The organism is Pseudomonas sp. WT-JTC (assembly GCF_056711565.1).
In genome coordinates, this window is sequence record NZ_CM160042.1 from 6,368,538 (window position 1) to 6,392,677 (window position 24,140).

Consider the following 24,140-nt stretch of genomic DNA (forward strand, 5'->3'; position numbering starts at 1 on the left):
TGCTTGATGGGTTCAACTGTGCCTGTGTTTTTTATCTATTAAAAAGAATAAATATCGATTTATTTAGATCATAAAGAAATATTAAAGATCTGTTCACTGGACGTACACGCACAACCCGCCGAACATCGGCCACAAGGTTCGAGAAGGCCTTGAGTTGCTGCAAAAAGGGAACTTCAAGGCGGGATTACGGGGGTGAACCCGTCTTGAAAATGTAAAAGCCCCGCCCGGTGCAATACCGGGCGGGGCTTTTTTGTCTCGGTTACGCGAGCGCTATTACAACAGCGGGATCGAGTAGCTGACAATCAGGCGGTTTTCGTCCTGCGAACGGGTGTTCGGCAGGTCGGTGCGCCAGGTAGCGTTTTTCCACGTCAGACCCAGGTTCTTCAGCGGACCTTCCTGAACGACGTAAGCCACGCTCAGATCGCGCTCCCACTCGGAAGCACCATTGGCCGCCTCGCCACCCTTGGCGTTGACGGTATCGATATCGTCGCCGTGCAGGTACACCAGACCCGCGGTCAGGCCCGGTACGCCGACCTTGGCGAAGTCGAACGAGTAGCGTGCTTGCCAGGTTTTCTCGCCGGCACGGCCGAACTTCTGGATTTGCGAGTCGGTGATGGTGTAGTTCGACGAACCGTCGCCCTGGTTAAGCCAAGGGAAGTCGCTGCTGCCATTGCTGACCTGGTATCCGCCACCGAAGGTGTGACCGGCAACGCTGTACAGGAACAGACCGCTGTACAGGTTGTTGTCGACCTTGCCTTTACCGTTGGCTGCACCGCTGTAGTTGCCAGTGGTGAAGAACAGAGGGTCGTGACCGTTGGCACCGTCGTCGGAGCTGTTGAAGTAACGGAAGTCCGACTTCAACACGCCAGGGCCGATAGCCCAGTTGTGAACCAGACCCAGGAAGTGTTGCTTGTAGAACTCTTCCAGGTTGCCGTAGTAGTACTGGGCAGTCAGGTCCTTGGTGATCTTGTAGTCGCCACCGGCATAGATGAACTTGTTGCTGTCGCGGAATTTGGTGCCGCGAGTGTTCGCGCCCGAAATCGACATCTGCTCATTGTTGCTGGAGTTACGGCCTTTGACGGCTTCGATCTGGCCACCGACCAGCGTCAGATCCTTGATGTCGCCGGACGTGATCTGGCCACCCTGCCAGGTTTGCGGCAGCAGGCGACCATCGTTGGTCACGATTACCGGGTTTTTCGGCTGCAGGGTGCCCAGTTTCAGTTCGGTCTGGGAAATCTTGGCTTTGGCGGTCAGGCCCAGGCTGGAGAAATTATCTACCGCCTCGCCGTTGGATTTGCTCGGGAAAACCGTGCCGCCGTAAGAGGTCGCCGTGGCGCCGTTGGTGCCGCCGCCCGAATCCAGCTTGACGCCCAGCAGGCCGATCGCATCGATACCGAAGCCGACGGTGCCCTGGGTATAGCCGGAGATGAAACGCAGATCGAAGCCCTGGCCCCATTCTTCGTTTTTGTTGGCACCGGCACCGTCACGGTTGTCAGTGTTGATGTAGAAGTTACGCAGCCCCAATGTTGCCTTGCTGTCTTCGATAAAACCCGCGGCGTTTGCCTGCTGGGCCAATACCCCGACGGCCACAGCCATGGCCAGGGTGGACTTGTTCATGTTTCGCTCCTCTCGTTTCTAATTCTGATGTTCCTGGTCCCGAATCGATTGCCCGGGATCCTGAATGCATAATTTCGCGGCAAACCGTCTGAGCCGGTCGTTTGGCGGGCCGCAGGATACATGGCATTAAAGCCAAAAAGAATTTATTGAATCTTTTTAATATCGCTATGGAATATGACTTCCCACGGCAGAACCGAGGTATCGGCGGCGAGGCCGATTCCTGAACCTGATCAATTGTCGAGGGACGAAATTGCCAAATCCGAGCTCAGGGATGAGTGTCGGAGGACGCACTTTAGTGCTTGAATTAAAAAACCAAAAAGAATAAAAAAGAAATAGCATCTTTGTTTTTGGAATATAAAACCCGATGCAAAAAAAACCCCGCCAAGCGACGGGGCTTTTTCTTGTGGCTATTACATGAAGCTGTAGGTGTAGTTGAAGATCAGACGGGTCTGGTCTTGATCAAGGGTGCTGGTGTTGCCACGGTAGGTACCGTGACGCAGAGTCGTACCAAACCCTTTCAGTGCGCCCGTTTGAATCACGTAATCGATACGCGCGTCAGTCTCGTGCTCACTCAGGTCTTTACCCACACCGCTGGTTGCCTTGATGTCCTGGCCATTCAAGTAAGCAATCGAAGCTTTCAAGCCTGGTACGCCCAGTGAGGCGAAGTCATAGGAGTACTGACCGAACGTGGTGTTTTCACCGGCACGGATAAAGCTGCCGACCGTGGCATCGGTAAACGAGTAGAAGCTGGAGCCGCCGGCACCTTCTTGACGACCTTTGTCATCGACAAGGCTGCCCTGGTTCAGGAATACAAAGCCGCCGTCATCGTTGACACGCTGATGCCCGATCAGGAACGCGTTGCCACCCAGGGTATAGGTGAACATGGCGCTCCAGGTCTTGTTATCGACCTCGCCCGGGGTCTTGGCGAAACCGTTGTTGTTGTTGAAACGGAAGCCCGGATCGCCGTTCTTGCCGTCGGAGCTGCTATCGAAATAACGGATATCGGTCTTGAACGACTGATTGGCCGCGATCGGGTAGACGTGCACCAGGCCGAGGAAGTTCTGCTTGTAGAAGTCTTCCAGGTTCGCATAGTAGTACTGCAGCAAAAGGTCTTTGGTGACCTTCCAGTCAGCACCGCCGTAGAGGAACTTGTTGCTGTCCTGAGTCGCGCCAGCCACAGACAGGCCAGTGGAGTTCGAGGAGGCGCGACCCGACGCGTGCTCCAGCTGACCAAAGTTGAAGGTCACGTTGTCGATTTCTTTGGAGGTGATGGTGCCACCGTCAAAGGTTTGCGGCAGCAAACGGCTGTCGTTCGCGATCAGGATCGGCAGGTTAGGTGCCAGAGCGCCGCCCAGGTGGGCTTCGGTTTTCGAGAAGCGCGCCTTGACGTTGCCATCCAGACGGCTCCACTCGTCGGCCGCCTCATTGCCATCGCTAGGGAAGAACGAGTTGGCGTTACCGGTCGGGTGATGCCCCTTGCCGCCATCCAGATGGATACCCACCAGAGCCTGGGCGTCGATACCAAAACCTACGGTACCCTGGGTGAAACCGGACAGGTAATCGAACTTCAGACCCTCAGCGGTTTCTCGCTGACGGTTGGCAGGAGTACTCGCACCTTCACGCATATCGGCGTCGTAATACATGGTGCGCGAGCTGATGGAAGCCTTGCTGTCTTCCAGGAAACCTGCGGCGCCTGCCTGCTGCGCCAAAACCCCTATGGCCACGGCCAAAGCCAAGTTGGACTTGTTCATTGTGTAGCTCCTCTCGATTCTAATTCTTGTATTCCTGGTCTCGGGTCGACGCCCGAAATCCTAAGATGCGCGATTAGCGCCAGACCGTGACCCATAAGTCAATCGTAACCATATGTGTCTACGACCATAGTCTAATCCCCGATTTTTTGGTCCCTGCAGGGTCATGATTTCGTCATGAACCTGAAAAGAATTACTCGATTCTTTTCTAATACCGTTTAGGAATTTAGCTCCCCACTGCACGATTACCCCAGAATAGACGGTTCTGCTCATAAGCTAATTACTAAACGGTATTTATATTCGCTTTTTTAGATCGATTAGTTTCCGCCATAAATCGGAAACAAATCCTTTACCGAAAGGCGATCCCATGACGACCAAACGCGCACTATCCGGATCAATTGTTACAGTTTGTGTATCGCTGGCATTCTCTTTCACGGCGCAGGCGGCGAACCTCACCGTCGGCTATCAAACCGGAATCGACCCCAGCAAAGTCCCCCAGGCCGATGGCCTTTATGAAAAAACCATCGGCCAGCCCATCGACTGGCGGCGCTTCAACAGCGGTCCGGAAGTGGTCACGGCGATTGCCTCGGGCGATGTGCAAATCGGCAATCTCGGCTCCAGTCCGCTGGCCGCTGCCGCCTCGCGCAACCTGCCGATTGTCGCGTTCATCGTCTCGGCCCAGATCAATGCCGCCGAAGCGCTGGTGGTACGCAACGGCAGCGGCATCGAAAAACCACAAGATCTAATCGGAAAGACCATCGCCACGCCTTTCGTTTCAACCTCCCACTACAGCCTGCTCGGTGCGCTGAAGCACTGGGGCCTGGACGGCTCGAAAGTCAAAGTGGTGAACCTGCAGCCGGCGGAAATCGCGGCAGCCTGGAAACGAGGCGATATTGATGGCGCATTTGTCTGGTCGCCCGCCCTGGGGGAAATCCGCAAGACTGGCAAGACATTGACCGACGCTGCGCAGGTAGGCCAATGGGGCGCACCAACCTTTGAGGTCTGGGTGGCGCGCAAGGATTACGCCGAAAAACATCCGGAGGTCGTGGCCAAGTTCGCCAGGGTCACCCTGGATTCGTTCGCCGACTATGCCGCCCACAAGGACCAATGGACCGTTGATTCGGTGCCCGTCCAGAAAATCGCCAAACTGACCGGTGCCAACGCCGCCGATGTACCGGAGCTATTGGCCGGTTCCGCCTTCCCGGATGCCAAGGCGCAACAGAGCACCGCGCTGCTGGACGGCGGCACGGCCAAAGCCATTGGCGAGACGGCGAAATTCTTGAAGGAACAAGGGAAGGTTGAAACGGTGCTGCCAGATTATTCGCCGTATGTCAGTGCGAAGTTTGTCACCCAGTAACACCACCGACCTCTGTAGGAGCGAGCTCGCTCGCGATGGTCGTTAACGATGCCGCGTGTTTACTGACTAAACGCAGCGCTCTTGAGTCCATCGCGAGCGAGCTCGCTCCTACAGGGACTGCATCCTGATCAAAGGGCTTTTTCGAAGATCTTCGAATTACGCTGATAGTTGTACAGCGATGCCCGCGCCGACGGCAGTCGGTCGACGCTGCTCGGTTCGAAACCACGTTCGCGGAACCAGTGCGCGGTGCGGGTGGTCAGGACGAACAAGGTTTTCAACCCCTGCGCCCGTGCACGGGCTTCGATACGCTCCAGCAACTCATCGCCGCGACCGCCATGGCGGTATTCCGGATTCACCGCCAGGCAGGCCAGTTCACCCGCGTCCGAGTCGGCGATCTGGTACAACGCCGCACAGGCGATGATCATACCTTCGCGTTCAACCACACTGAATTGTTCGATCTCGCGCTCGAGCACCTCACGGGAACGGCGCACCAGGATGCCCTGCTCTTCCAGCGGACTGATCAAGTCCAGCAAACCACCGACGTCTTCAATGGCCGCTTCGCGCACCACTTCGAACTGCTCCTGGGCCACCAGCGTACCGCCACCGTCACGGGTGAACAGTTCGGTCAACAGTGCACCGTCCTCGGCGTAACTGACGATATGGCTGCGGGCCACGCCGCCACGGCAAGCTTCGGCAGCGGCGTCCAGCAATTCCGCCTGATAGTTGCTGCCCAGCCGCTGCAGATGCGCCGGCACTTGCTGTGGACGCAGTTCGCGCACCAGGCGCCCGTGCTCGTCGATCAGGCCCAGGTCGGCGCCGAACAGCAGCAGCTTGTCCGCGCCCAGGTCGATGGCCGCGCGGGTGGCGACGTCTTCGCAGGCGAGGTTGAAAATCTCCCCGGTGGGCGAATAGCCCAGCGGCGACAGCAGGACGATGGAGCGCTCGTCCAGCAGACGGTTGATGCCCTTGCGGTCGACCCGGCGCACTTCGCCGGTGTGGTGATAGTCGACGCCCTCAAGCACACCGATCGGCCGTGCCGTCACCAGGTTGCCGCTGGCCACCCGCAGGCGCGAGCCCTGCATCGGCGACGAAGCCATGTCCATCGACAGGCGAGCCTCGATGGCGATGCGCAACTGGCCAACCGCATCGATCACGCACTCCAGGGTCGCGGCATCGGTGATGCGCATGCCGTGGTGGTAATGCGGGGTCAGGCCACGGGCGGCGAGGCGCGCTTCGATTTGCGGCCGGGAGCCGTGAACCAGCACCAGACGCACACCCAGGCTGTGCAACAGCACCAGGTCGTGGACGATATTGCCGAAGTTCGGGTGTTCAACGCCGTCGCCGGGCAGCATGACGACAAAGGTGCAATCGCGGTGGGCGTTGATGTAAGGCGAAGCGTGACGAAGCCAATTGACGTATTCGGGCATGAACCTGGGCCTGTAATAAATAGCAGCCGAAAAAAGGGCGAAACTGAAAACGCACAGCGGGCTGATGGTTATCGTCGGAACAGGCTTGGCGACACGCGCGCTCTCCTCATGAATACGGGTTTGGGTACCGGCAATTTAACCGCGAAACCTTGTAGGAGCGAGCTTGCTCGCGATGAATTTGAGGTCGCCACGTTCATTCAGGCAATACTCGTCATCGTTAACATCCATCGCGAGCAAGCTCGCTCCTACAGAGGGGTTAGGCAGTAATGCTCAATCAACTGTCGTAGTAGATGCACCGTAGGCTGCAAACGTGACATTTCGAGGTATTCCCCCGGCTGGTGGGCGCAGGCGATATCACCCGGGCCAAGCACCAGCGTTTCACAGCCAAGGCGCTGAAGATAAGGTGCTTCGGTGCCGAACGCCACTGCTTCGGCGCTGTGGCCGGTGAGCTTTTCGGCAAGGCGCACCAACTCGGCGTCCTCGGCCTGCTCGAAGGGCGGCACTTCGGGGAACAACGGCGCGTAATCGATCTTGACCTGATGCCGCTCGGCAACCGGCTTGAGCTTCTGCAGGATCTCGGCGCGCAGGACCTTGGGGTCCATGCCGGGCAGCGGCCGCAGATCGAATTCCAGCGAACACTGGCCGCAGATGCGGTTGGGGTTGTCGCCGCCATGGATGCAGCCGAAATTCATCGTGGGCGTCGGCACGCCAAACTGTGGATTGCGGAATTCGCGCTGCCATAACAAGCGCAGGCCACGCAGTTCACCGATGGCATCGTGCATGGCTTCCAGGGCGCTGTGGCCCAGGCGCGGGTCGGAGGAATGACCGCTCTGACCGAGGATGTCGATGCGCTCCATCATGATGCCTTTGTGCATGCGGATCGGCTTGAGCCCGGTCGGTTCGCCGATCACCGCCGCCCGCCCCAGCGGTCGCCCCGCTTCGGCCAGCGCGCGAGCGCCGGACATCGAGCTTTCTTCATCACAGGTGGCGAGAATCAGCAACGGCTGTTTGAACGGCTGATCGAGCAGCGGTATGACCGCCTCGATCGCCAGGGCAAAAAAGCCCTTCATGTCGCAACTGCCCAGACCGATCCAGCGACCGTCGACTTCAGTCAGCTTCAACGGGTCGGTTTGCCACAGCGCAGCGTCGAACGGCACGGTGTCGCTGTGCCCGGCCAGCACCAGGCCGCCGGGACCGGAACCGAAACTGGCCAGCAGGTTGAACTTGCCGGGGCTGACCTGCTGGATCTCACAGGTAAAACCCAGCTCACCGAGCCACGTCGCCAGCAGATCGATGACCGGGCGGTTGGTCTGATCGAGACTGGGTTGGGTGCAACTGACGGACGGTGCAGCAATCAGCGCAGCGAATTGTTCTTTCATCGACGGCAATGGCATCGCTGACTCCCGGCTCCCGAATTGAAGTCCATCATAGAGCCAACCGATGACAGGAATAAACCGTCGCGGCGCGTACTAACCTTGAGTCCTGTACACTGCACGACCTTGGCAGCCACACATTCCCCCGGCTGCGCTCCCGATCCTGGATTTTCCGGCCATGCAGAAAGAAACCGAAATCAAACTCCGCGTCAGCCGCGAAACCCTCGCCGCCCTGCGCGAGCACCCGTTACTGAAAAAACGCAACAAAAGTGGCTGGGAACGCCGTGAGTTGATGAACCAGTACTTCGACACGCCCGAGCGTGACCTGGCCCAGGCCAAGGTCGCCCTGCGTCTGCGCAAGGATGGCGACGAAGTGATCCAGACCCTCAAGACCCGCGGCCAGAGCGTCGCCGGTCTGTCGGTACGTAACGAGTACGACTGGAACCTGCCCAAAGCCAAGCTCGACCTGAAGAAACTCGACGGCGAATGCTGGCCCGAGGAACTGGCTGAACTGGACAAGAAAACCCTGAAGCCGATCTTCACCACCGACTTCGTCCGCGAACGCGCGGAAATCGCCTGGGGCCGCGGCAAGACCAAAGTGGTCATCGAAGCCGCACTGGACCTGGGTCACGTCGTGGTTGGCAAGCAGAAAGAAGAAATCTGCGAGCTAGAGCTGGAACTGCGCGAAGGCGAGCCGGCCGCGTTGCTGGAACTGGCCGCCGAACTGGCCGAGAAACTGGCCCTGATGCCATGCGACATCAGCAAGGCCGAGCGCGGTTATCGTCTGTACGACGCCCACAGTTATTCGTTGAGCCTGCCGGCACCGCAGATCAGCGCCGAAACGCCGCTGGACGACGCGTTCGCCGCACTGAGCTGGCATTTGCTGGGCAGCAGCCAGCGTCTGGCCGAGCAGTATCGCTTCAACGGTCACTGGCGCCTGCTGCAGGACTGGGTCGAAAACCTCGCGGAAATGCGCGCGCTGATCAGCAGCCTGGGCCAGGCCGCTCCGCGTCAGTCGACCCACGATCTGCGAATCGCGCTCGATGCCTTGCTGGAGGACTGGCGCCCGCTGGTCCAGGCCGGCCTGGACGATGAAGACGTGCGCAAGGCCGCACCCGAGCAGTTCCTCGAAGAACTCGAAGACCCGCGCTGGGGCCTGTTCTCCCTGACCACCTCGCGCTGGTTGCTGGCCCGCACCTGGGCCGCCGATCGCAACACCCGTGGCAATCGCCAGGGCGCTGCGCAACTGGGCAGCTGGTTGCCGCGCCTGCTGGGCGAAGAAGCCAACTCGCTGCAATTGCAGCGCTACCAGCAACAGCCAGAAGACCTGGCCGAGCAACTGCCGCGCATCGAACGCATCCAGGTCTGGCTGCACCATGCGCGTAGCGTGCTGGAGATCCCGGAAATGGATCGACTGTACGGTGAGCTGAACAAGCTGGCACAACTGGCCAACGAATCGATCACCGACGAAGTCCTGGATGCGCGCAAGCAGCAGGCGATTGCGGTGTATCAGAACCGCGCCTGGAAAATGCTGTTGCGTCTGTAATACCTTGTGGCGAGGGCTTGCCCCCTCGCCACAAGCTCCCTCAAGCATCATCAGCGCAACACCGGCAAACTGGTGGTCGACTTGATCTCCGACAACGCCACGATCGAATTGACCTCCTGAATCCCCGGTACCATCGACAGCTTCTCAAAGAAGAAGCGCTCATACGCCTCGATGTCCGCCGTGACAATCCGCAGCAGGAAGTCCACCGCCCCCATCAACACGTAGCACTCCAGCACTTCCGGAAAGCCGCGAATCGCCTCGGTGAATTCGGTGAAGTTCGAACGCCCGTGGGCATTGAGTTTCACCTCGGCGAAGATCTGTGTGTTCAGGCCGATTTTCTTGCGGTCGAGCAAGGTCACCTGGCCGCGAATGATGCCCTCCTCTTTCATCCGCTGAATCCGCCGCCAGCACGGCGATTGCGAGAGCCCCACCTGCTCGGCGATCTGCGCGCTGGAAAGCGAAGCATCCTCTTGCAGCAAGGCGAGGATCTTGCGGTCATAGCCATCCAGCTCGCTTTGCATAAAAAAACCCTTTGTTGGTCAATAAGTGAATTGATTGATTCTAAATTTCTACAATGTTGCCAATCATAGAGAAGAAATACCCGGCACAGGATGTAAACATTTCTCCAGTAATTCTGGAGCCTGACCATGCCGTATCTCGAAGCCGTGAACACCCCGCCTGCCCGTGCCGATGTCTGGAACGTCAGCAACGCCCATTGCCGTGTTCGCTATCAAATGCTGGCCGAGGCAGAACCCGACCTGCTGTGTCGCGCCCTCAACCTGTTCGCCTTGCAATTGCTCACGCCGGAGCAGGTCAACGTGCAGCGCCAGGACGACTGGCTGGCCATCGAGATCGTCATCGACGGTTTGAGCTGGCACCGTGCGCAAGTGATTGCGGAAAAACTTCGCAACCTGATCAGCGTCTGCTCGGTGGAGCTGCAAGAAGCTGATTGCGCATGGGCCGAGGCGGTTCAAGCGGCGGGCTGAAAAACTCCGAAACGGCTTTGTCGGGTAGTGGCCCAGCGGTCAGTCGGGCCACGGCTATCCTTTGCGGACTGTCGTTCAAAAGGAGCCCGCATGTCCGTACAAATCGCCCTTCAGGACCGCTGGCTGGATCTCAATGATGTGCTGCGCGAACTGGTCGCCCAGGGCTTTATCAGCCAGGATTCGGCCGAACACGCACTCAATGCCCGCCGCCGCAACGCCACCCATGGCCAGATGCATCCGCTGGAGTTCATCGCCAGCCAACAGCTGGACGACCTCAGCCGTCCCGGCAAACCGCTGGACCTCGAAAGCCTGACCCTGTGGCTGTCCCGGCAGGCCGGCCAGCCTTACCTGCGCATCGATCCATTGAAAATCAACGTCGCGGTCGTGACTCCGCTGATGTCCTATGCCTTTGCCCAGCGCCACAAGATCCTCGCGGTAGCGATCGACCGTGATGCGGTGACCGTGGCCAGCGCCCAGCCTTATGTCAGCGGCTGGGAGGCTGACCTGACCCACGTGCTCAAATTGCCGATCAAGCGCGTGGTGGCCAACCCGGTGGAGATCCAGCGCTTGAGCGTCGAATTCTTCCGCCTGGCCAAATCGGTCACCGGGGCGAACAGCGCCGACCCGCAAGTCAGTACCCTCGGCAATTTCGAACAGTTGCTCAACCTCGGCGCCAGCGACCAGGAGCCGGACGCCAACGACGCACACATCGTCAATATCGTCGACTGGCTGTTCCAGTACGCGTTCCAGCAACGCGCCAGCGACATCCACATCGAACCCCGGCGCGAGCAAGGCACGGTGCGCTTTCGCATCGACGGCGTGCTGCACAACGTCTATCAATTCCCGCCCCAGGTCACCATGGCCATCGTCAGTCGCCTGAAAACCCTGGGGCGCATGAACGTCGCGGAAAAGCGCAAACCCCAGGACGGCCGGGTGAAAACCAAGACCCCGGACGGGGGCGAAGTCGAACTGCGCCTGTCGACACTGCCTACAGCCTTCGGCGAAAAAATGGTCATGCGGATCTTCGACCCGGAAGTCCTGCTCAAGGACTTCGACCAGCTCGGGTTTTCTGTCGACGACCTGCGCCGCTGGCTGGACATGACCCGCCAGCCCCACGGCATCATCCTCGTCACCGGGCCGACGGGTTCGGGCAAGACCACTACCCTCTACACCACCCTGAAAAAACTGGCGACGCCGCAGGTCAACCTCTGCACCATCGAAGACCCGATTGAAATGGTCGAGCCGGCGTTCAACCAGATGCAGGTCCAGCACAATATCGACCTGACCTTCGCCGCCGGCGTGCGCGCGCTGATGCGGCAAGACCCGGACATCATCATGATCGGCGAGATCCGCGACCTCGAAACCGCGGAGATGGCGATCCAGGCTGCGCTCACCGGGCACCTGGTGCTGTCGACCCTGCACACCAACGATGCACCCGGTGCCATCAGTCGCCTGCTGGAACTCGGCGTGCCGCACTACCTGATCAAGGCCACAGTGCTTGGCGTCATGGCCCAGCGGCTGGTGCGAACCCTGTGCCCGCACTGCAAGGCGCCGCTGACGCTGGGCGAAGACGACTGGCAAACCCTGACCCGTCCCTGGCAGGCACCATTGCCGGGCAATGCCCAGCGTGCCGTCGGTTGCCTGGAATGCCGCGACACCGGTTATCACGGGCGCGCCGGTGTCTACGAAATCATGCAACTGAGCGATGGCATCAAAGCGCTGATAAGCCCCGATACCGATCTGCTGGCCGTGCGGCGGCAGGCATTCAAGGAAGGCATGCGCAGCCTGCGGTTGTCAGGGGCACAAAAGGTGGCCGCCGGATTGACGACAATCGAGGAGGTTTTGCGAGTGACACCCCAGAGCGAGCAAAACTGAGCCCGGCTGCTCTTATCCGGCAGGGCCCCGCTACACTCCAGCGAGTGCAACTCCACAGATCCACACATCAACAAGGAATCGTTATGCAGATCGGTAGTGTGCTTTTGCTTTTTATCGGCCTGGTGGTCGCCATTCTGCTCATGGGCTTCAAGGTCGTGCCCCAGGGCTTTGAATGGACCGTCGAGCGTTTCGGGCGCTACACCAACACGCTCAAGCCGGGGCTGAACGTCATCGTTCCGGTCATGGACCGCATCGGTCGCAAGATGAACGTGATGGAAAGCGTGCTGGATATTCCGCCGCAGGAAGTCATCACCGCCGACAACGCCACGGTGCAGATCGACGCCGTGTGTTTCTTCCAGGTGGTCAACTCGGCCCAGGCCGCCTACGAGGTCAACAACCTCGAGCACGCCATCCGCAACCTGCTGCAAACCAACATCCGTACGGTGCTCGGCTCGATGGAACTCGACGCCATGCTCAGCCAGCGTGACGCCATTAACGAAAAACTGCTGCGCACCGTCGATGAAGCAACCGCGCCGTGGGGCATCAAGATCACCCGGATCGAAATCAAGGACATCAGCCCGCCCGCCGACCTGATGGCGGCAATGTCGGGACAGATGAAAGCCGAACGAATCAAGCGTGCACAAATTCTGGAAGCCGAAGGCCTGCGTGCAGCAGCGATCCTGACCGCCGAAGGCAAGAAGCAGGCACAGATCCTCGAAGCCGAAGGCAGCCGGCAAGCCGCCTTCCTGGAGGCCGAAGCCCGCGAACGACAAGCCCAGGCAGAAGCCCAGGCCACCAAAGTGGTGTCCGAGGCCATCGCCAGCGGCAACGTGCAAGCGGTCAATTACTTCGTGGCGCAGAAGTACATCGATGCGCTGGGCAAATTGTCTTCGGCCAACAACAGCAAAGTGATCCTGATGCCGCTGGAGGCCAGTTCGATGATCGGTGCGGTGGGCGGCATTGGCGAAATCGTCAAGGCCACTTTCGATAACAAGAAAGCCTGAGGCGCACCATGTGGGCATTTTTGCAGCACCTTTCGTTCTGGGACTGGTTGGCGCTGGGCACGGTGCTGTTGATTCTTGAAGTCTTCGGCGCTGGCGGCTACCTGTTGTGGATCGGCATGGCGGCGGCCGCCGTGGGCGTCTTGACCTTCCTCCTGCCGGGCCTGTCCTGGGAATGGCAGTTTCTGTTGTTCGGCCTGCTGTCGATCGCCACCGCGTTGTACTGGTGGCGGCGTCAACGCACGGCGACGCGTCCGAGCGATCAGCCGCACCTGAATCTGCGTGGCCAGGAACTGATCGGCAAAACCTTTGTGGTGCATGAAGCGATTGTCGACGGTCGCGGCAAAATCAAGGTGGCCGACGGCGTGTGGATGGCCCGCGGGCCGGACACTGCCATTGGCAGCCGCGTGCGGGTGGTCGGCCAGCAAGGCGCAGTCCTGCTGGTCGAAGCGGCGGAATAAGTGACCATGGAACTCGATTGAGGGTTGGCAATCCAAGGGCGTAGTTAACCCAGTGGAGTCACCCTTTCATGCGTTTCAAGCTTGCTGTCGCTACCGTCGCCCTGTTGTCCCTGCCTGTCGGCTCGGCGATGGCCGATACTTTTTGGCGTAACGTTCTTACATCCGGCGCAACCACCGGTTCGAGCTATCTGACGTCCAGGGATAACAAGCTGATCGTCGCGGCACAGGACGACGCCAGCAGCTTCGTCGCCAGCGACGGCGGTATCCGCGGCCCGTACCTGGAATCGGCCATACAGAAAGTCCGCGCAGCCAACCCGGGCCTGCAAGCCACGGACATGGAACTGGCGAACGCGATCCTGGCGAAGAATGCCGTGGCTTCGGAATAAGTAATACCCGCATAAAAATGCCGCTCACATGAGCGGCATTTTTTTGCCCTGCCTACACCTGTCTCATGTTCACTGATACCCCTGTAGGAGCGAGCTTGCTCGCGATGGTCGTTAACGATGCCGCGTGTTTACTGACTAAACGCAGCGCTCTTGAGTCCATCGCGAGCAAGCTCGCTCCTACAGGGGACATGTGTTGCCTGGGAGGTCAGCGGTAATCATCCACCGGCACACACGCACAAAACAGGTTCCGGTCCCCATACACGTTGTCCACCCGGTTCACCACCGGCCAGTATTTGTGAGCCTTGGTGTGCTCGTCCGGCGTGACCGCTTGCTCGATGCTGTATGGCCGTTCCCACACTCCGGTGATGTCGGCCAACGTGTGCGGCGCACCTTTCAACGGGTTTTCTTCAGCCGGCCAGTTGCCATTTTGCACCTCGTTGATTTCCGCGCGAATGCTCAACATTGCTCCGATAAACCGGTCCAGCTCCGCCTTCGATTCACTTTCGGTCGGTTCGACCATCAGCGTCCCGGGCACCGGAAATGACATGGTCGGGGCATGGAAGCCGTAATCCATCAGGCGCTTGGCCACGTCCTCCTCGGTGATACCGGTCAATGCCTTGAGCGGTCGCAGGTCGAGGATGCATTCGTGAGCTACTCGTTCGTTGCGCCCGGTGTACAGCACCGGGAACGCGCCCGACAAATGCCGCGCCAGGTAATTCGCGGCGAGGATCGCCACTTCGCTGGCGTCCGCCAATTGCGGCCCCATCATGGCGATGTACATCCAGCTGATCGGCAAAATGCTTGCGCTGCCCCAGGGCGCTGCGCTGACGGCACCATTTTGCGGGTGCGGCCCTTCGATCGGCACCACCGGATGGTTGGCCACGAACGGTGCCAGATGCGCCCGAACGCCAATCGGCCCCATGCCCGGCCCACCGCCACCATGGGGAATGCAGAAAGTCTTGTGCAGGTTCATGTGCGAGACATCGGCGCCAATATCGGCCGGCCGCGCCAGCCCGACCTGCGCGTTGAGGTTGGCGCCATCCATGTACACCTGACCGCCGTGCTGGTGGATCACTTCACAGATTTCGCTGATGCCTTCCTCATACACGCCATGGGTCGAAGGATAGGTCGCCATCAGGCAGGCGAGTTTGTCTGCGGCCTGCGCGGCTTTTTCCTTGAGGTCATCCAGGTCGACGTTGCCCGCCTCGTCACACTCGACGATCACCACGCGCATCCCGGCCATTTGCGCCGACGCGGGATTGGTGCCGTGGGCCGACGAAGGAATCAGGCAAATATCGCGGCCGCCCTGATGACGGCTCTCATGGTATTTGCGGATCGCCAGCAGCCCGGCGTATTCGCCTTGGGCACCGGAATTGGGCTGCATGCAGATCGCATCGAAACCGGTGATCGCGCACAGCCAGCGCTCCAGCTCTTCGATCATCAACCCATACCCGGTAGCCTGCTCTTTCGGCACGAACGGATGCAGGTTGGCGAACTGGGGCCAGGTGATCGGGATCATCTCGCTGGTGGCGTTCAGCTTCATGGTGCAGGAGCCCAGCGGGATCATCGATTGATTGAGTGCCAGGTCCTTGTTTTCCAGTTGCTTGAGGTAACGCAGCATCTCGGTTTCGCTGTGATGGGTGCTGAACACGGGGTGGCGCAGATAAGGTGAAGTACGCGCCAACCCGTCGGGAATTCCGCCAGGCAAGACTTCGGCATCCAGGTCCTCGATGCTGAGCCCGTGATCGGCTCCCAGAAACACGTCGAACAGCTTCGCCACGGTGCCTTCGTCGCAGGTCTCGTCGAGGCTCAAGCCCAGTTGGCCGCGCCCGAGAATGCGCAGGTTGATCTGCGCGGCCCGGGCACTTTCGATGATGGCGGTCTGGGTTCCTCCCACCTCCAGCGTCAGGGTGTCGAAGAAGTGCCGGTTGACCCGGGTAACACCGTTGCGCTCAAGCCCGGCGGCAAGGATGCAGGTCAGCCGATGAACCCGCTGTGCGATCCGCTTGAGCCCTTCCGGGCCGTGGTAGACCGCATAAAAACTGGCGATATTGGCCAGCAGCACCTGAGCCGTGCAGATGTTGGAGTTGGCCTTCTCCCGGCGGATGTGTTGCTCGCGGGTTTGCAGGGCCATGCGCAGGGCGGTGTTGCCCCGCGCATCTTTCGAAACACCGATGATCCGCCCGGGAATCGCTCGCTTGTATTCATCGCGGCTGGCAAAAAATGCCGCATGGGGCCCACCGTAGCCCATGGGCACGCCAAATCGCTGGGACGAGCCGAACACCACATCGGCGCCCAGTTCACCCGGCGGAGTCAACAACAACAGGCTCAGCAAATCAGTGGCGACACAGGCCAGGGCCTGCTGCGCGTGCAGGTAATCAACCAGCGGCCGCAGATCGTGGATCTCGCCGTGGGTGTCAGGGTACTGCAGCAGCGCGCCGAACACCTGGTGCTGCTTCAAGTTATCCACAGTGTCGACGATCAGCTCGAAGCCGAAGCCTTCAGCGCGGGTCTGCACCACGGAAACGGTTTGTGGGTGACAGTTTTCATCGACAAAGAACAGGTTGCTTTTGGACTTGGCGACCCGCTTGGCCAGGGCCATGGCTTCCGCCGCGGCAGTGGCCTCATCAAGCAGCGAGGCGTTGGCTAGCTCAAGACCGGTCAAGTCGATGGTCAATTGCTGGAAGTTCAGCAGCGCTTCGAGCCGCCCTTGGGCGATCTCCGGCTGATAGGGTGTGTACGCGGTGTACCAGCCGGGATTTTCCAGCACGTTACGCAAAATGACGGCCGGTGTGAGGGTGCCGTGGTAGCCCATGCCGATCAGGCTGGTCCAGACCTGGTTCTGTTCGGCATAACCGCGAAGTTTGGCCAGCGCGGCCTCTTCATCGAGCGCCGGCGGCAGGTCCAGCGCCCGGTTGAGGCGGATGCCCGGCGGCACGGTTTGCTCGATCAATTCGACCCGGCTGCCCAGGCCGAGACTGTCGAGCATCGCCTGTTGCTCGACGGCATCGGGGCCGAGGTGGCGGCGCAGAAAGGCATTGGGGTCGTGTAACTGGCTCAGGGACGGCAACTGGGACATGACGGGCTCTCTCTTGACTGGCGCTCAGCGTCGATGCAACACGGTCAAACCAGCATAGCAGTCGATATCCGCGTGGATGACGTAGCGCGGCGATCCAATCCGGATCATCATGTGCGGCGCCTACCTAATGTCCGCTGATCGGGTGACTGTATTCATGAGCCAACTGCCGTTCCTGCCGTTTTCCAAACCCACCATCGATGAAACCACGATTGCCGCTGTCGGCGACGTATTGCGCTCGGGCTGGATCACCAGCGGCCCCAAGGTCCAGGCCTTCGAAGCGCAACTCTCGGAGTATTTTGGCGGGCGCCCGGTGCGCACCTTCAATTCCGGCACCTGCACCATGGAAATCGCTTTGCGTATTGCCGGGGTCGGGCCGGGCGATGAAGTGATTACCACGCCGATTTCCTGGGTAGCCACTGCCAACGTCATCCTGGAAGTCGGCGCCACCCCGGTGTTTGCCGACATCGACCCGGTGACCCGCAATATCGATCTGGATCAACTGGAAGCGGCAATTACCCCCCGCACCAAGGCCATCATCCCGGTGTATCTCGCCGGGCTGCCCGTGGACATGACGCGGTTGTACGCCCTGGCGAAAAAGCACGGTCTGCGGATCGTCGAAGATGCGGCCCAGGCATTGGGCTCCAGCTGGAACGGCCAGCGCATTGGCTCGACCGGTGATTTCGTGTCCTTCAGTTTCCAGGCGAACAAAAACGTCACCTCCTCCGAGGGCGGTTGCCTGGTGTTGAATACGGCCGAAGAAGTGCGACTGGCAGAGAAATACCGGCTGCAGGGCGTTACCCGCAATGGTTTCGATGGCCTGGACGTCGATGTGCTGGGTGGCAAGTTCAACATGACCGACGTCGCCGCAGCCATTGGCCTGGGGCAGTTTGCCCATATCGAAGCGATCACCGCGCATCGCCGTGACCTGGCCCGACACTATTTCGCCTGCTTTGGCGAGGATTTCGAAGCGCAGTACGGAGCGCAACTGCCGCCAGCGGATTTCACCCACAGCAACTGGCATTTGTTCCAACTGGTACTGCCGGAGCGTACGGATGGCAAACCGGCGCGGGCGATGTTCATGGAGCAGATGCAGGCATTGGGTGTCGGGATCGGCTATCACTACCCGCCGATTCACCTGTTGAGCCTTTACCGCGAGCGCGGATTCAAGGAAGGCATGTTCCCGGTCGCCGAGCGGGTCGGTCGATTGATTGTCTCGTTGCCGATGTTCACGGCGATGAGCAAAGCGGATGTCGAGCGTTCGGTGGCGGCCGTGAAAGCGGTACTGAAACCTTGAACAACCCCTGCAGGAGCCGGCTTGCCGGCTCCTGCAGGGGCGAGCATTACTCGCCGATGGCAGCCTTGTAGCCGGCAGCATCCAGCAGTTTTTCCAGGTCTGCAGCGTTGTTTGGCTTGAGCTTGAAGATCCAGGCACCGTACGGATCGGAGTTGAGCAGTTCAGGCTCACCACTCAGCGCTTCGTTGACCGCGATCACTTCGCCGGCAATCGGGGAGTAGATGTCGGAAGCGGCCTTGACCGACTCAACGACACCGGCCTGATCTTCAGCGGCAAACACGTTGCCGACTTCGGTCAATTCAACGAACACCACATCACCCAGCGCTTCCTGCGCGTGATCGCTGATGCCCACGGTGACGGTGCCATCGGCTTCCAGACGTGCCCATTCGTGACTTTCGGCAAAACGCAGGTCGGCGGGGATATTGCTCATGTTCTGTGTCCTCAGGAAATAGGTCAGCGGTCGTGCCCGCCGGAATAGGTTAGATCAAGGTTTTGCCGTGACGGACGAAGGTCGGTTTGACCACTCGTACCGGGTACCACTTGCCACGGATTTCCACTTCAGCGCGGTCGGCAGTTGCCATCGGCACGCGCGCCAGTGCAATCGACTTGCTAAGCGTAGGAGAGAAACTACCACTGGTGATCTCCCCTTCGCCAACATCGGCGATGCGGACCACCTGATGAGCGCGCAAAACACCTCGCTCCTCAAGGACCAGACCGACCAGTTTTTGCTGTACACCGGCAGCCTGCTCCGCTTCCAGCGCCTTGCGCCCGATGAACTGCCGGGTGGCAGGTTCCCAGGCAATGGTCCAGGCCATATTGGAGGCCAACGGTGAAATGTCCTGCTGGATGTCCTGACCGTAAAGGTTCATGCCGGCTTCGACCCGCAAGGTATCCCGTGCGCCAAGGCCGATGGGAGAAATCCCGGCGCCGACCAGATCGTTGAAAAATCCTGGCGTCTGATCGGCCGGCAGAATGATTTCCAGGCCGTCTTCGCCGGTATAACCGGTGCGCGCGATGAACCAGTCACCATCGGACAGGCCTTCGAAGGGCTTGAGGAGCTGGATCAGGTTGCCGCGGGACTGGCTGACCAGCTCGGCAATTTTTTGCCGGGCGTGGGGGCCCTGAATGGCCAGCATCGCCAACTCGGAACGTTCGCGAAGTTGCACGTCGAAACCGTCGAGATGCGCTTGCATCCAGGCCATGTCCTGATCGCGGGTGGAGGCATTGACCACCAGGCGATAACCCTCATCGAGACGATAGACGATCATGTCGTCGACGATGCCGCCCTGCTCGTTGAGCATGGTGCTGTACAACGCACGGCCGGGGCTGTGCAGGCGCTCGACATCATTGGCCAGCAAATGCCGGAGCCAGGCTTTGGCCTGGGGACCGCCGACGTCGATTACGGTCATGTGGGATACATCGAAGACACCGCAATCGCGGCGCACCTGATGGTGTTCCTCGACCTGCGATCCATAATGCAGAGGCATGTCCCAACCGCCAAAATCGACCATCTTCGCGCCGAATGCGAGATGAAGGTCATACAGAGGCGTACGCTGTCCCATGGGTTTCTCCTTCCGGGCGTGGCGAAGGTGCGGGCAAGTGCTGCACGGACTGAATGCCTTGAAACAAAGGGCCTTTAGCCGATTTCAGCTACCTGGTCTGTCAGACGGACCGCACCGAATGCCGCGCATTGTAGCCGCAAGGTGTAGGACTGACACCTAGCTGTTTCGATGTGCTGAGCGCCGGATCAATCCGATGACCGGTAACAGGCCGACCAGCACCAGTGTCAACGCTGGCAAAGATGCCCTCGCCCACTCTCCTTCACTGGTCATTTCAAAGATCCGCACCGCCAGCGTGTCCCAGCCAAACGGGCGCATCAGCAGGGTCGCGGGCATTTCCTTGAGCACGTCGACGAACACCAGCAGCCCAGCGCTCAAGGTGCCGGGCAACAACAATGGTAGATACACTTTGAAAAACAGTCGTGGTCCACTGACGCCAAGGCTACGTGCCGCTTCGGGCAAAGATGGCCGTATACGCGCCAGGCTGCTTTCCAGTGGCCCATAGGCCACCGCAATGAAGCGCACCAGATAGGCCAGCAACAACGCTGACAGACTGCCCAGCAGCAGCGGCTTGCCCGCGCCACCGAGCCAGCTCGAGAGCGGGATCACCAGCTCGCGATCGAGGTAACTGAACGCCAGCATGATCGACACCGCCAGCACCGAACCCGGCAAGGCATAACCCAGGTTGGCCAGACTGATCCCGGAGCGAATGACCCGGGTGGGCGCCAGTCGTCGGGCAAACGCCAGTAACAAGGCGACGCTGACGGTGATCAACGCCGCCATCGCCCCCAGGTACAAGGTATGGACGATCAACCCGGCGTAGCGCTCATCGAGATCGAAACGCCCACGCTGCCAGAACCACACCATCAGTTGCAGCATTGGAATGACAAAGGCGCAGGCAAATACCAGCCCGCACCATGTCATGGCTGCCAGCGCCTTGACGCCTCGCAGGTGATACAGCGCCTTGACCCGTGGTCGCTCGTTGCTCGCCCGGTTGGCCCCGCGAGCACGCCGTTCGCCGTACAGCACGAGCATCACCACCAGCAGCAACAGGCTGGCCAGTTGCGCGGCGGAAGACAGGCTGAAAAAACCGTACCAGGTCTTGTAGATGGCCGTGGTGAAGGTATCGAAGTTGAACACCGACACCGCGCCGAAATCCGCCAGGGTTTCCATCAGCGCCAATGCCACTCCCGCACCGATGGCCGGCCGCGCCATGGGCAGTGCCACCCGCCAGAACGCGTGCCAGGGCGATTGGCCAAGGACCCGTGCCGCTTCCATCAGGCCTTTGCCCTGGGCGAGGAAAGCCGTGCGGGCCAGCAGATATACATAGGGATAGAAAACCAGCACCAGCACCACAATCACACCGCCCGTGGAGCGCACGCGCGGCAGCCGCAGACCACTGCCGAACCACTCGCGCAGCAGGGTTTGCACAGGGCCGGCGAAATCCAGCAGGCCGACAAACACGAACGCGAGCACATAGGCTGGAATCGCAAAGGGCAGCATCAATGCCCAGTCCAGCCAGCGCCTGCCGGGGAATTCACAGAGGCTGGTCAGCCAGGCGAGGCTGACGCCCAGCAAGGTGACACCCGCACCGACACCGAGCACCAGCGTCAGCGTGTTGCCCAGCAGGCGTGGCATCTGTGTGTCCCACAGGTGGGACCAGATTTGAACGTCAATGGTTTGCCAGGAAAGCAGCAGGACGCTCAGGGGCAAAAGGACCAGCGCAGCGATGGCGAAGACGACTGGATACCAGCGGCGTTGGGCGGGGTGGGCCACAGGCTTGGTTCTCTACTATCTGATGGATGAGATCGACACTGTAGGAGCGAGCTCGCTCGCGATGAGCGTCAGGGCACCGCGGACCATCAGCCCCCCGCGTTATCGTTGACGTTCATCGCGAGCAAGCTCGCTCCTACAGCGTCAGAGGCGCGTAGCGCAAAAACAAACGCCCCGCATAGGCGGGGCGCAGCATAACGGCTGACTCAGTTCCAGCCAGCCTTGTCCATCATGCGAATCGCTTCAGCCTGGCGCTTGCCGGCAATTTCCACCGGCAAGGTATCTGCAATGAACTTGCCCCAGGCCGCCACTTCTTCGGATGGATGAACGGCAGGGTTCGCCGGGAATTCCTGGTTCACGTCGGCAAAGATTTTCTGCGCTTCAGGCGTAGTCATCCACTCCACCAGGGCCTTGGCCGCTTCCGGGTGCGGCGCGTGTTGTGTCAGGCCGATACCCGACAGGTTCACGTGTACGCCACGATCAGCCTGGTTCGGCCAGAACAGCTTCACCGGCAGGTCTGGCTTCTGCTTGTGCAGGCGGCCGTAGTAGTAGGTGTTGACGATACCGACGTCGCACTGGCCGGCATTGATCGCTTCCAGCACGGCGGTGTCGTCGGAGAACACGTCAGTGGACAGGTTCTTGACCCAGCCCTTGAGGATTTCCTCGGTCTTCCCGGCACCGTGCACTTCGATCATGGTCGCGGTCAGGGACTGGTTATAGACCTTCTTCGCCGTGCGCAGGCACAGGCGGCCTTCCCATTGCTTGTCGGCCAGCGCTTCGTAGGTGGTCAATTCACCCGGCTTCACCCGATCGGTTGAGTAGGCAATGGTCCGCGCCCGCAGGCTCAGGCCGGTCCAGGCGTGGGAGGCTGCCCGGTATTGCAGCGGAATGTTGGCGTCGATGGTTTTCGAGGTGAACGGCTGGAGGATGCCCATCTGCTCGGCTTGCCAGAGGTTGCCGGCATCAACGGTGAGCAGCAGGTCGGCCGGCGTATTCGCGCCCTCGGCCTTGAGCCGCTGCATCAGTGGCGCTTCCTTGTCGGTGATGAACTTCACCTTCACACCGGTCTTGGCGGTGTAGGCATCGAATACCGGCTTGATCAGCTCGTCGATTCGCGAGGAGTAGACCACCACCTCGTCAGCGGCCTGGGCGGCGGTGCTACCGATCAGGGTCAAGGCCAGTGCAGTCAGTAGACGCTTCGGTGCCAACATGGGAGCGGTCCCTCGATTGAGAAATGAGGCCAAATGATAAGGACTCACATTTAGCTTCTCAATCGAACCCGCTTGCGGAGGAGTTACCAGATGTTGCGCTGCTTGGAAGTTGTGGTGCTTGTGCTGACGCCTTCGCGGGCAAGCCCGCTCCCACAGGTACAGCGCAATCCCTGTAGGAGCGGGCTTGCCCGCGAAGGGGCCAGTAGGCTCAACGCAAACCTCAGGGCTTGGCCAACGCCGGCAAATCCCCGGTCAGCCCCAGCGCTTCACGCACGAACAAGGCCTTGGCTTCCGGCATTTTCTCAACCATTTTCAACCCGGTATTGCGCAACCAGCGCACCGGCAACGGATCGGCCTGGAACAAGCGCTCGAAGCCTTCCATCGCCGCCATCAGCGCCAGGTTGTGAGGCATGCGCCGACGCTCGTAACGGCTGAGGACTTTCACATCCGCCAGGCGTTCGCCACGGTTTGCCGCTTGCAGCAACACTTCGGCCAGCACGGCGGCATCGAGAAATCCGAGATTCACACCTTGCCCGGCCAATGGGTGAATGGTGTGGGCCGCATCGCCGATCAACGCCAGGCCTTCAGCCACATAACGCTTGGCATGCCGCTGACGCAGGGGCACGCACAGGCGCGGGTCGGTGCTCAGTACATCGCCGAGCCGACCTTCAAAGGCCCGCTCCAGCGCCTTGCAGAAGCCTTGTTCATCCATCGCCATCAGACGTTCGGCCTCGCCTGGTGTGGTCGACCAGACGATCGAACACCAATCCTGTTGGCCGTCGCGCTCAAGGGGCAGAAACGCCAGCGGACCGGTGTCGGTGAAGCGCTGCCAGGCCGTCATCTGATGCGGTTTGGCGCAACGCACGCTGGTGACGATGGCATGGTGCAGATAATCCCATTCGCGGGTCGCGACCCCGGTCAGGCGCCGCACCGCCGAGTTGGCGCCGTCCGCTGCGATCACCAGCGGTGCGCGCAACGTGCGGCCATCGGCCAGGGTCAACAGCCAGTCATCGCCGGAGCGGCGCATCTGTTCCAGCCGTGCATTGGCCAGCAACCCCAGGTCGCAGTCGTGCAGGCGGTCAAGCAAGGCATCCTGGACCACGCGGTTCTCGACGATATGCCCCAACACTTCGGCATGCACACTGGCCGCCGAGAAGTGGATTTGCCCGGTGCCGCTGCCATCCCAGACCTGCATGTCGGTGTAGGGGCTGCTGCGCCGCCCGGCAATGCCATCCCAGACGCCAAGGCGTTCGAGAATCCGCTGGCTGGCGGCCGACAAGGCGCTCACCCGCGGTTCAAACGCGGCCTGAGTGTTGAAGGGTTTGACACTCATGGGGCTGCCGTCCAGCAGCAGGACTTCCAGCCCGCTGTCCTGCAACGCCAGCGCCAGGGCGCTGCCGACCATTCCGGCCCCGACAATCAGCAGATCTGCACGCATTTCCATGCT

Annotated in this window: 19 protein-coding genes; 8 read left to right on the plus strand and 11 right to left on the minus strand. The window is 60.3% G+C overall.

The features are described 5' to 3' along the window. Nucleotides 1–273 precede the first annotated feature (273 nt). Both AC06G5_RS29005 and AC06G5_RS29010 read right to left on the minus strand, forming a co-directional pair. A complete protein-coding gene (locus AC06G5_RS29005; RefSeq protein ID WP_413421921.1) occupies nucleotides 274–1,617 on the minus strand; it encodes an OprD family porin in 1,344 nt (447 codons plus the stop codon). Between the two features lie 410 nt (nucleotides 1,618–2,027). Next, complete coding sequence (locus tag AC06G5_RS29010; protein ID WP_413421923.1) at nucleotides 2,028–3,368, minus strand: OprD family outer membrane porin; 1,341 nt, start codon at nucleotides 3,366–3,368, stop codon at nucleotides 2,028–2,030. A 364-nt stretch (nucleotides 3,369–3,732) separates the two neighbouring features. Here AC06G5_RS29010 and tauA point away from each other — a divergent pair, with 364 nt between their 5' ends. After that, nucleotides 3,733–4,722: a taurine ABC transporter substrate-binding protein gene (tauA, locus tag AC06G5_RS29015; protein ID WP_413421925.1), complete on the plus strand. Its 990-nt coding sequence runs from the start codon at nucleotides 3,733–3,735 to the stop codon at nucleotides 4,720–4,722. Between the two features lie 128 nt (nucleotides 4,723–4,850). Here the strand turns inward: tauA and argA are convergent, their stop codons facing one another. After that, nucleotides 4,851–6,149, minus strand: a complete 1,299-nt coding sequence (argA, locus tag AC06G5_RS29020) for an amino-acid N-acetyltransferase (RefSeq protein ID WP_413421927.1) — start codon at nucleotides 6,147–6,149, stop codon at nucleotides 4,851–4,853. A 245-nt stretch (nucleotides 6,150–6,394) separates the two neighbouring features. Then, entirely contained in the window at nucleotides 6,395–7,543 is a 1,149-nt protein-coding gene (gene argE, locus AC06G5_RS29025; RefSeq protein WP_413421929.1) for an acetylornithine deacetylase, read from the minus strand. Nucleotides 7,544–7,700: 157 nt separating this feature from the next. Between argE and AC06G5_RS29030 the strand changes: the two genes are divergently transcribed. Further along, nucleotides 7,701–9,068: a CYTH domain-containing protein gene (locus AC06G5_RS29030; protein WP_413421931.1), complete on the plus strand. Its 1,368-nt coding sequence runs from the start codon at nucleotides 7,701–7,703 to the stop codon at nucleotides 9,066–9,068. 50 nt (nucleotides 9,069–9,118) lie between these two features. Here AC06G5_RS29030 and AC06G5_RS29035 read toward each other — a convergent pair whose 3' ends face one another. Continuing rightward, nucleotides 9,119–9,589: an Lrp/AsnC family transcriptional regulator gene (locus tag AC06G5_RS29035; protein WP_413426525.1), complete on the minus strand. Its 471-nt coding sequence runs from the start codon at nucleotides 9,587–9,589 to the stop codon at nucleotides 9,119–9,121. A 126-nt stretch (nucleotides 9,590–9,715) separates the two neighbouring features. On the opposite strand from AC06G5_RS29035, the gene AC06G5_RS29040 reads away from it, so the two are divergent. The 5 genes from AC06G5_RS29040 (at nucleotide 9,716) to AC06G5_RS29060 (ending at nucleotide 13,777) form a co-directional block, all read left to right on the plus strand. Continuing rightward, the gene (locus AC06G5_RS29040) at nucleotides 9,716–10,054 is read left to right on the plus strand and encodes a hypothetical protein (protein WP_413426523.1); all 339 of its coding nucleotides are present in this window, start codon (nucleotides 9,716–9,718) and stop codon (nucleotides 10,052–10,054) included. A 90-nt stretch (nucleotides 10,055–10,144) separates the two neighbouring features. Then, complete coding sequence (gene tfpB, locus AC06G5_RS29045) at nucleotides 10,145–11,929, plus strand: type IV pilus assembly ATPase TfpB (protein WP_480458666.1); 1,785 nt, start codon at nucleotides 10,145–10,147, stop codon at nucleotides 11,927–11,929. 83 nt (nucleotides 11,930–12,012) lie between these two features. Next, the gene (locus AC06G5_RS29050) at nucleotides 12,013–12,933 is read left to right on the plus strand and encodes an SPFH domain-containing protein (RefSeq protein ID WP_413426519.1); all 921 of its coding nucleotides are present in this window, start codon (nucleotides 12,013–12,015) and stop codon (nucleotides 12,931–12,933) included. Between the two features lie 8 nt (nucleotides 12,934–12,941). Next, nucleotides 12,942–13,391 (plus strand): NfeD family protein, encoded by a 450-nt coding sequence (locus tag AC06G5_RS29055; protein ID WP_111282872.1) that lies wholly within the window; start codon nucleotides 12,942–12,944, stop codon nucleotides 13,389–13,391. Between the two features lie 68 nt (nucleotides 13,392–13,459). Beyond that, nucleotides 13,460–13,777, plus strand: a complete 318-nt coding sequence (locus AC06G5_RS29060; RefSeq protein WP_085716288.1) for a DUF2388 domain-containing protein — start codon at nucleotides 13,460–13,462, stop codon at nucleotides 13,775–13,777. 205 nt (nucleotides 13,778–13,982) lie between these two features. Here the strand turns inward: AC06G5_RS29060 and gcvP are convergent, their stop codons facing one another. Further along, on the minus strand, nucleotides 13,983–16,856 hold the full coding sequence (gene gcvP, locus AC06G5_RS29065) for an aminomethyl-transferring glycine dehydrogenase (RefSeq protein WP_413703831.1): 2,874 nt from the start codon (nucleotides 16,854–16,856) through the stop codon (nucleotides 13,983–13,985). A 154-nt stretch (nucleotides 16,857–17,010) separates the two neighbouring features. On the opposite strand from gcvP, the gene AC06G5_RS29070 reads away from it, so the two are divergent. After that, complete coding sequence (locus AC06G5_RS29070; protein ID WP_413426514.1) at nucleotides 17,011–18,150, plus strand: DegT/DnrJ/EryC1/StrS family aminotransferase; 1,140 nt, start codon at nucleotides 17,011–17,013, stop codon at nucleotides 18,148–18,150. 46 nt (nucleotides 18,151–18,196) lie between these two features. Here AC06G5_RS29070 and gcvH read toward each other — a convergent pair whose 3' ends face one another. The 5 genes from gcvH to AC06G5_RS29095 all read right to left on the minus strand — a co-directional run bounded on the left by gcvH (nucleotide 18,197) and on the right by AC06G5_RS29095 (nucleotide 24,131). Beyond that, nucleotides 18,197–18,580 (minus strand): glycine cleavage system protein GcvH, encoded by a 384-nt coding sequence (gene gcvH / locus AC06G5_RS29075; protein WP_413426512.1) that lies wholly within the window; start codon nucleotides 18,578–18,580, stop codon nucleotides 18,197–18,199. Nucleotides 18,581–18,629: 49 nt separating this feature from the next. Then, nucleotides 18,630–19,712, minus strand: coding sequence for a glycine cleavage system aminomethyltransferase GcvT (gene gcvT, locus AC06G5_RS29080; RefSeq protein ID WP_413426510.1), 1,083 nt, complete (start codon nucleotides 19,710–19,712; stop codon nucleotides 18,630–18,632). Between the two features lie 156 nt (nucleotides 19,713–19,868). Beyond that, on the minus strand, nucleotides 19,869–21,485 hold the full coding sequence (locus tag AC06G5_RS29085; protein ID WP_413426508.1) for an ABC transporter permease: 1,617 nt from the start codon (nucleotides 21,483–21,485) through the stop codon (nucleotides 19,869–19,871). A gap of 203 nt (nucleotides 21,486–21,688) precedes the next feature. Then, nucleotides 21,689–22,693 (minus strand): extracellular solute-binding protein, encoded by a 1,005-nt coding sequence (locus AC06G5_RS29090; RefSeq protein ID WP_413426506.1) that lies wholly within the window; start codon nucleotides 22,691–22,693, stop codon nucleotides 21,689–21,691. Nucleotides 22,694–22,913: 220 nt separating this feature from the next. After that, nucleotides 22,914–24,131, minus strand: a complete 1,218-nt coding sequence (locus AC06G5_RS29095) for a 2-octaprenyl-3-methyl-6-methoxy-1,4-benzoquinol hydroxylase (RefSeq protein WP_413705517.1) — start codon at nucleotides 24,129–24,131, stop codon at nucleotides 22,914–22,916. Nucleotides 24,132–24,140: the final 9 nt, after the last annotated feature.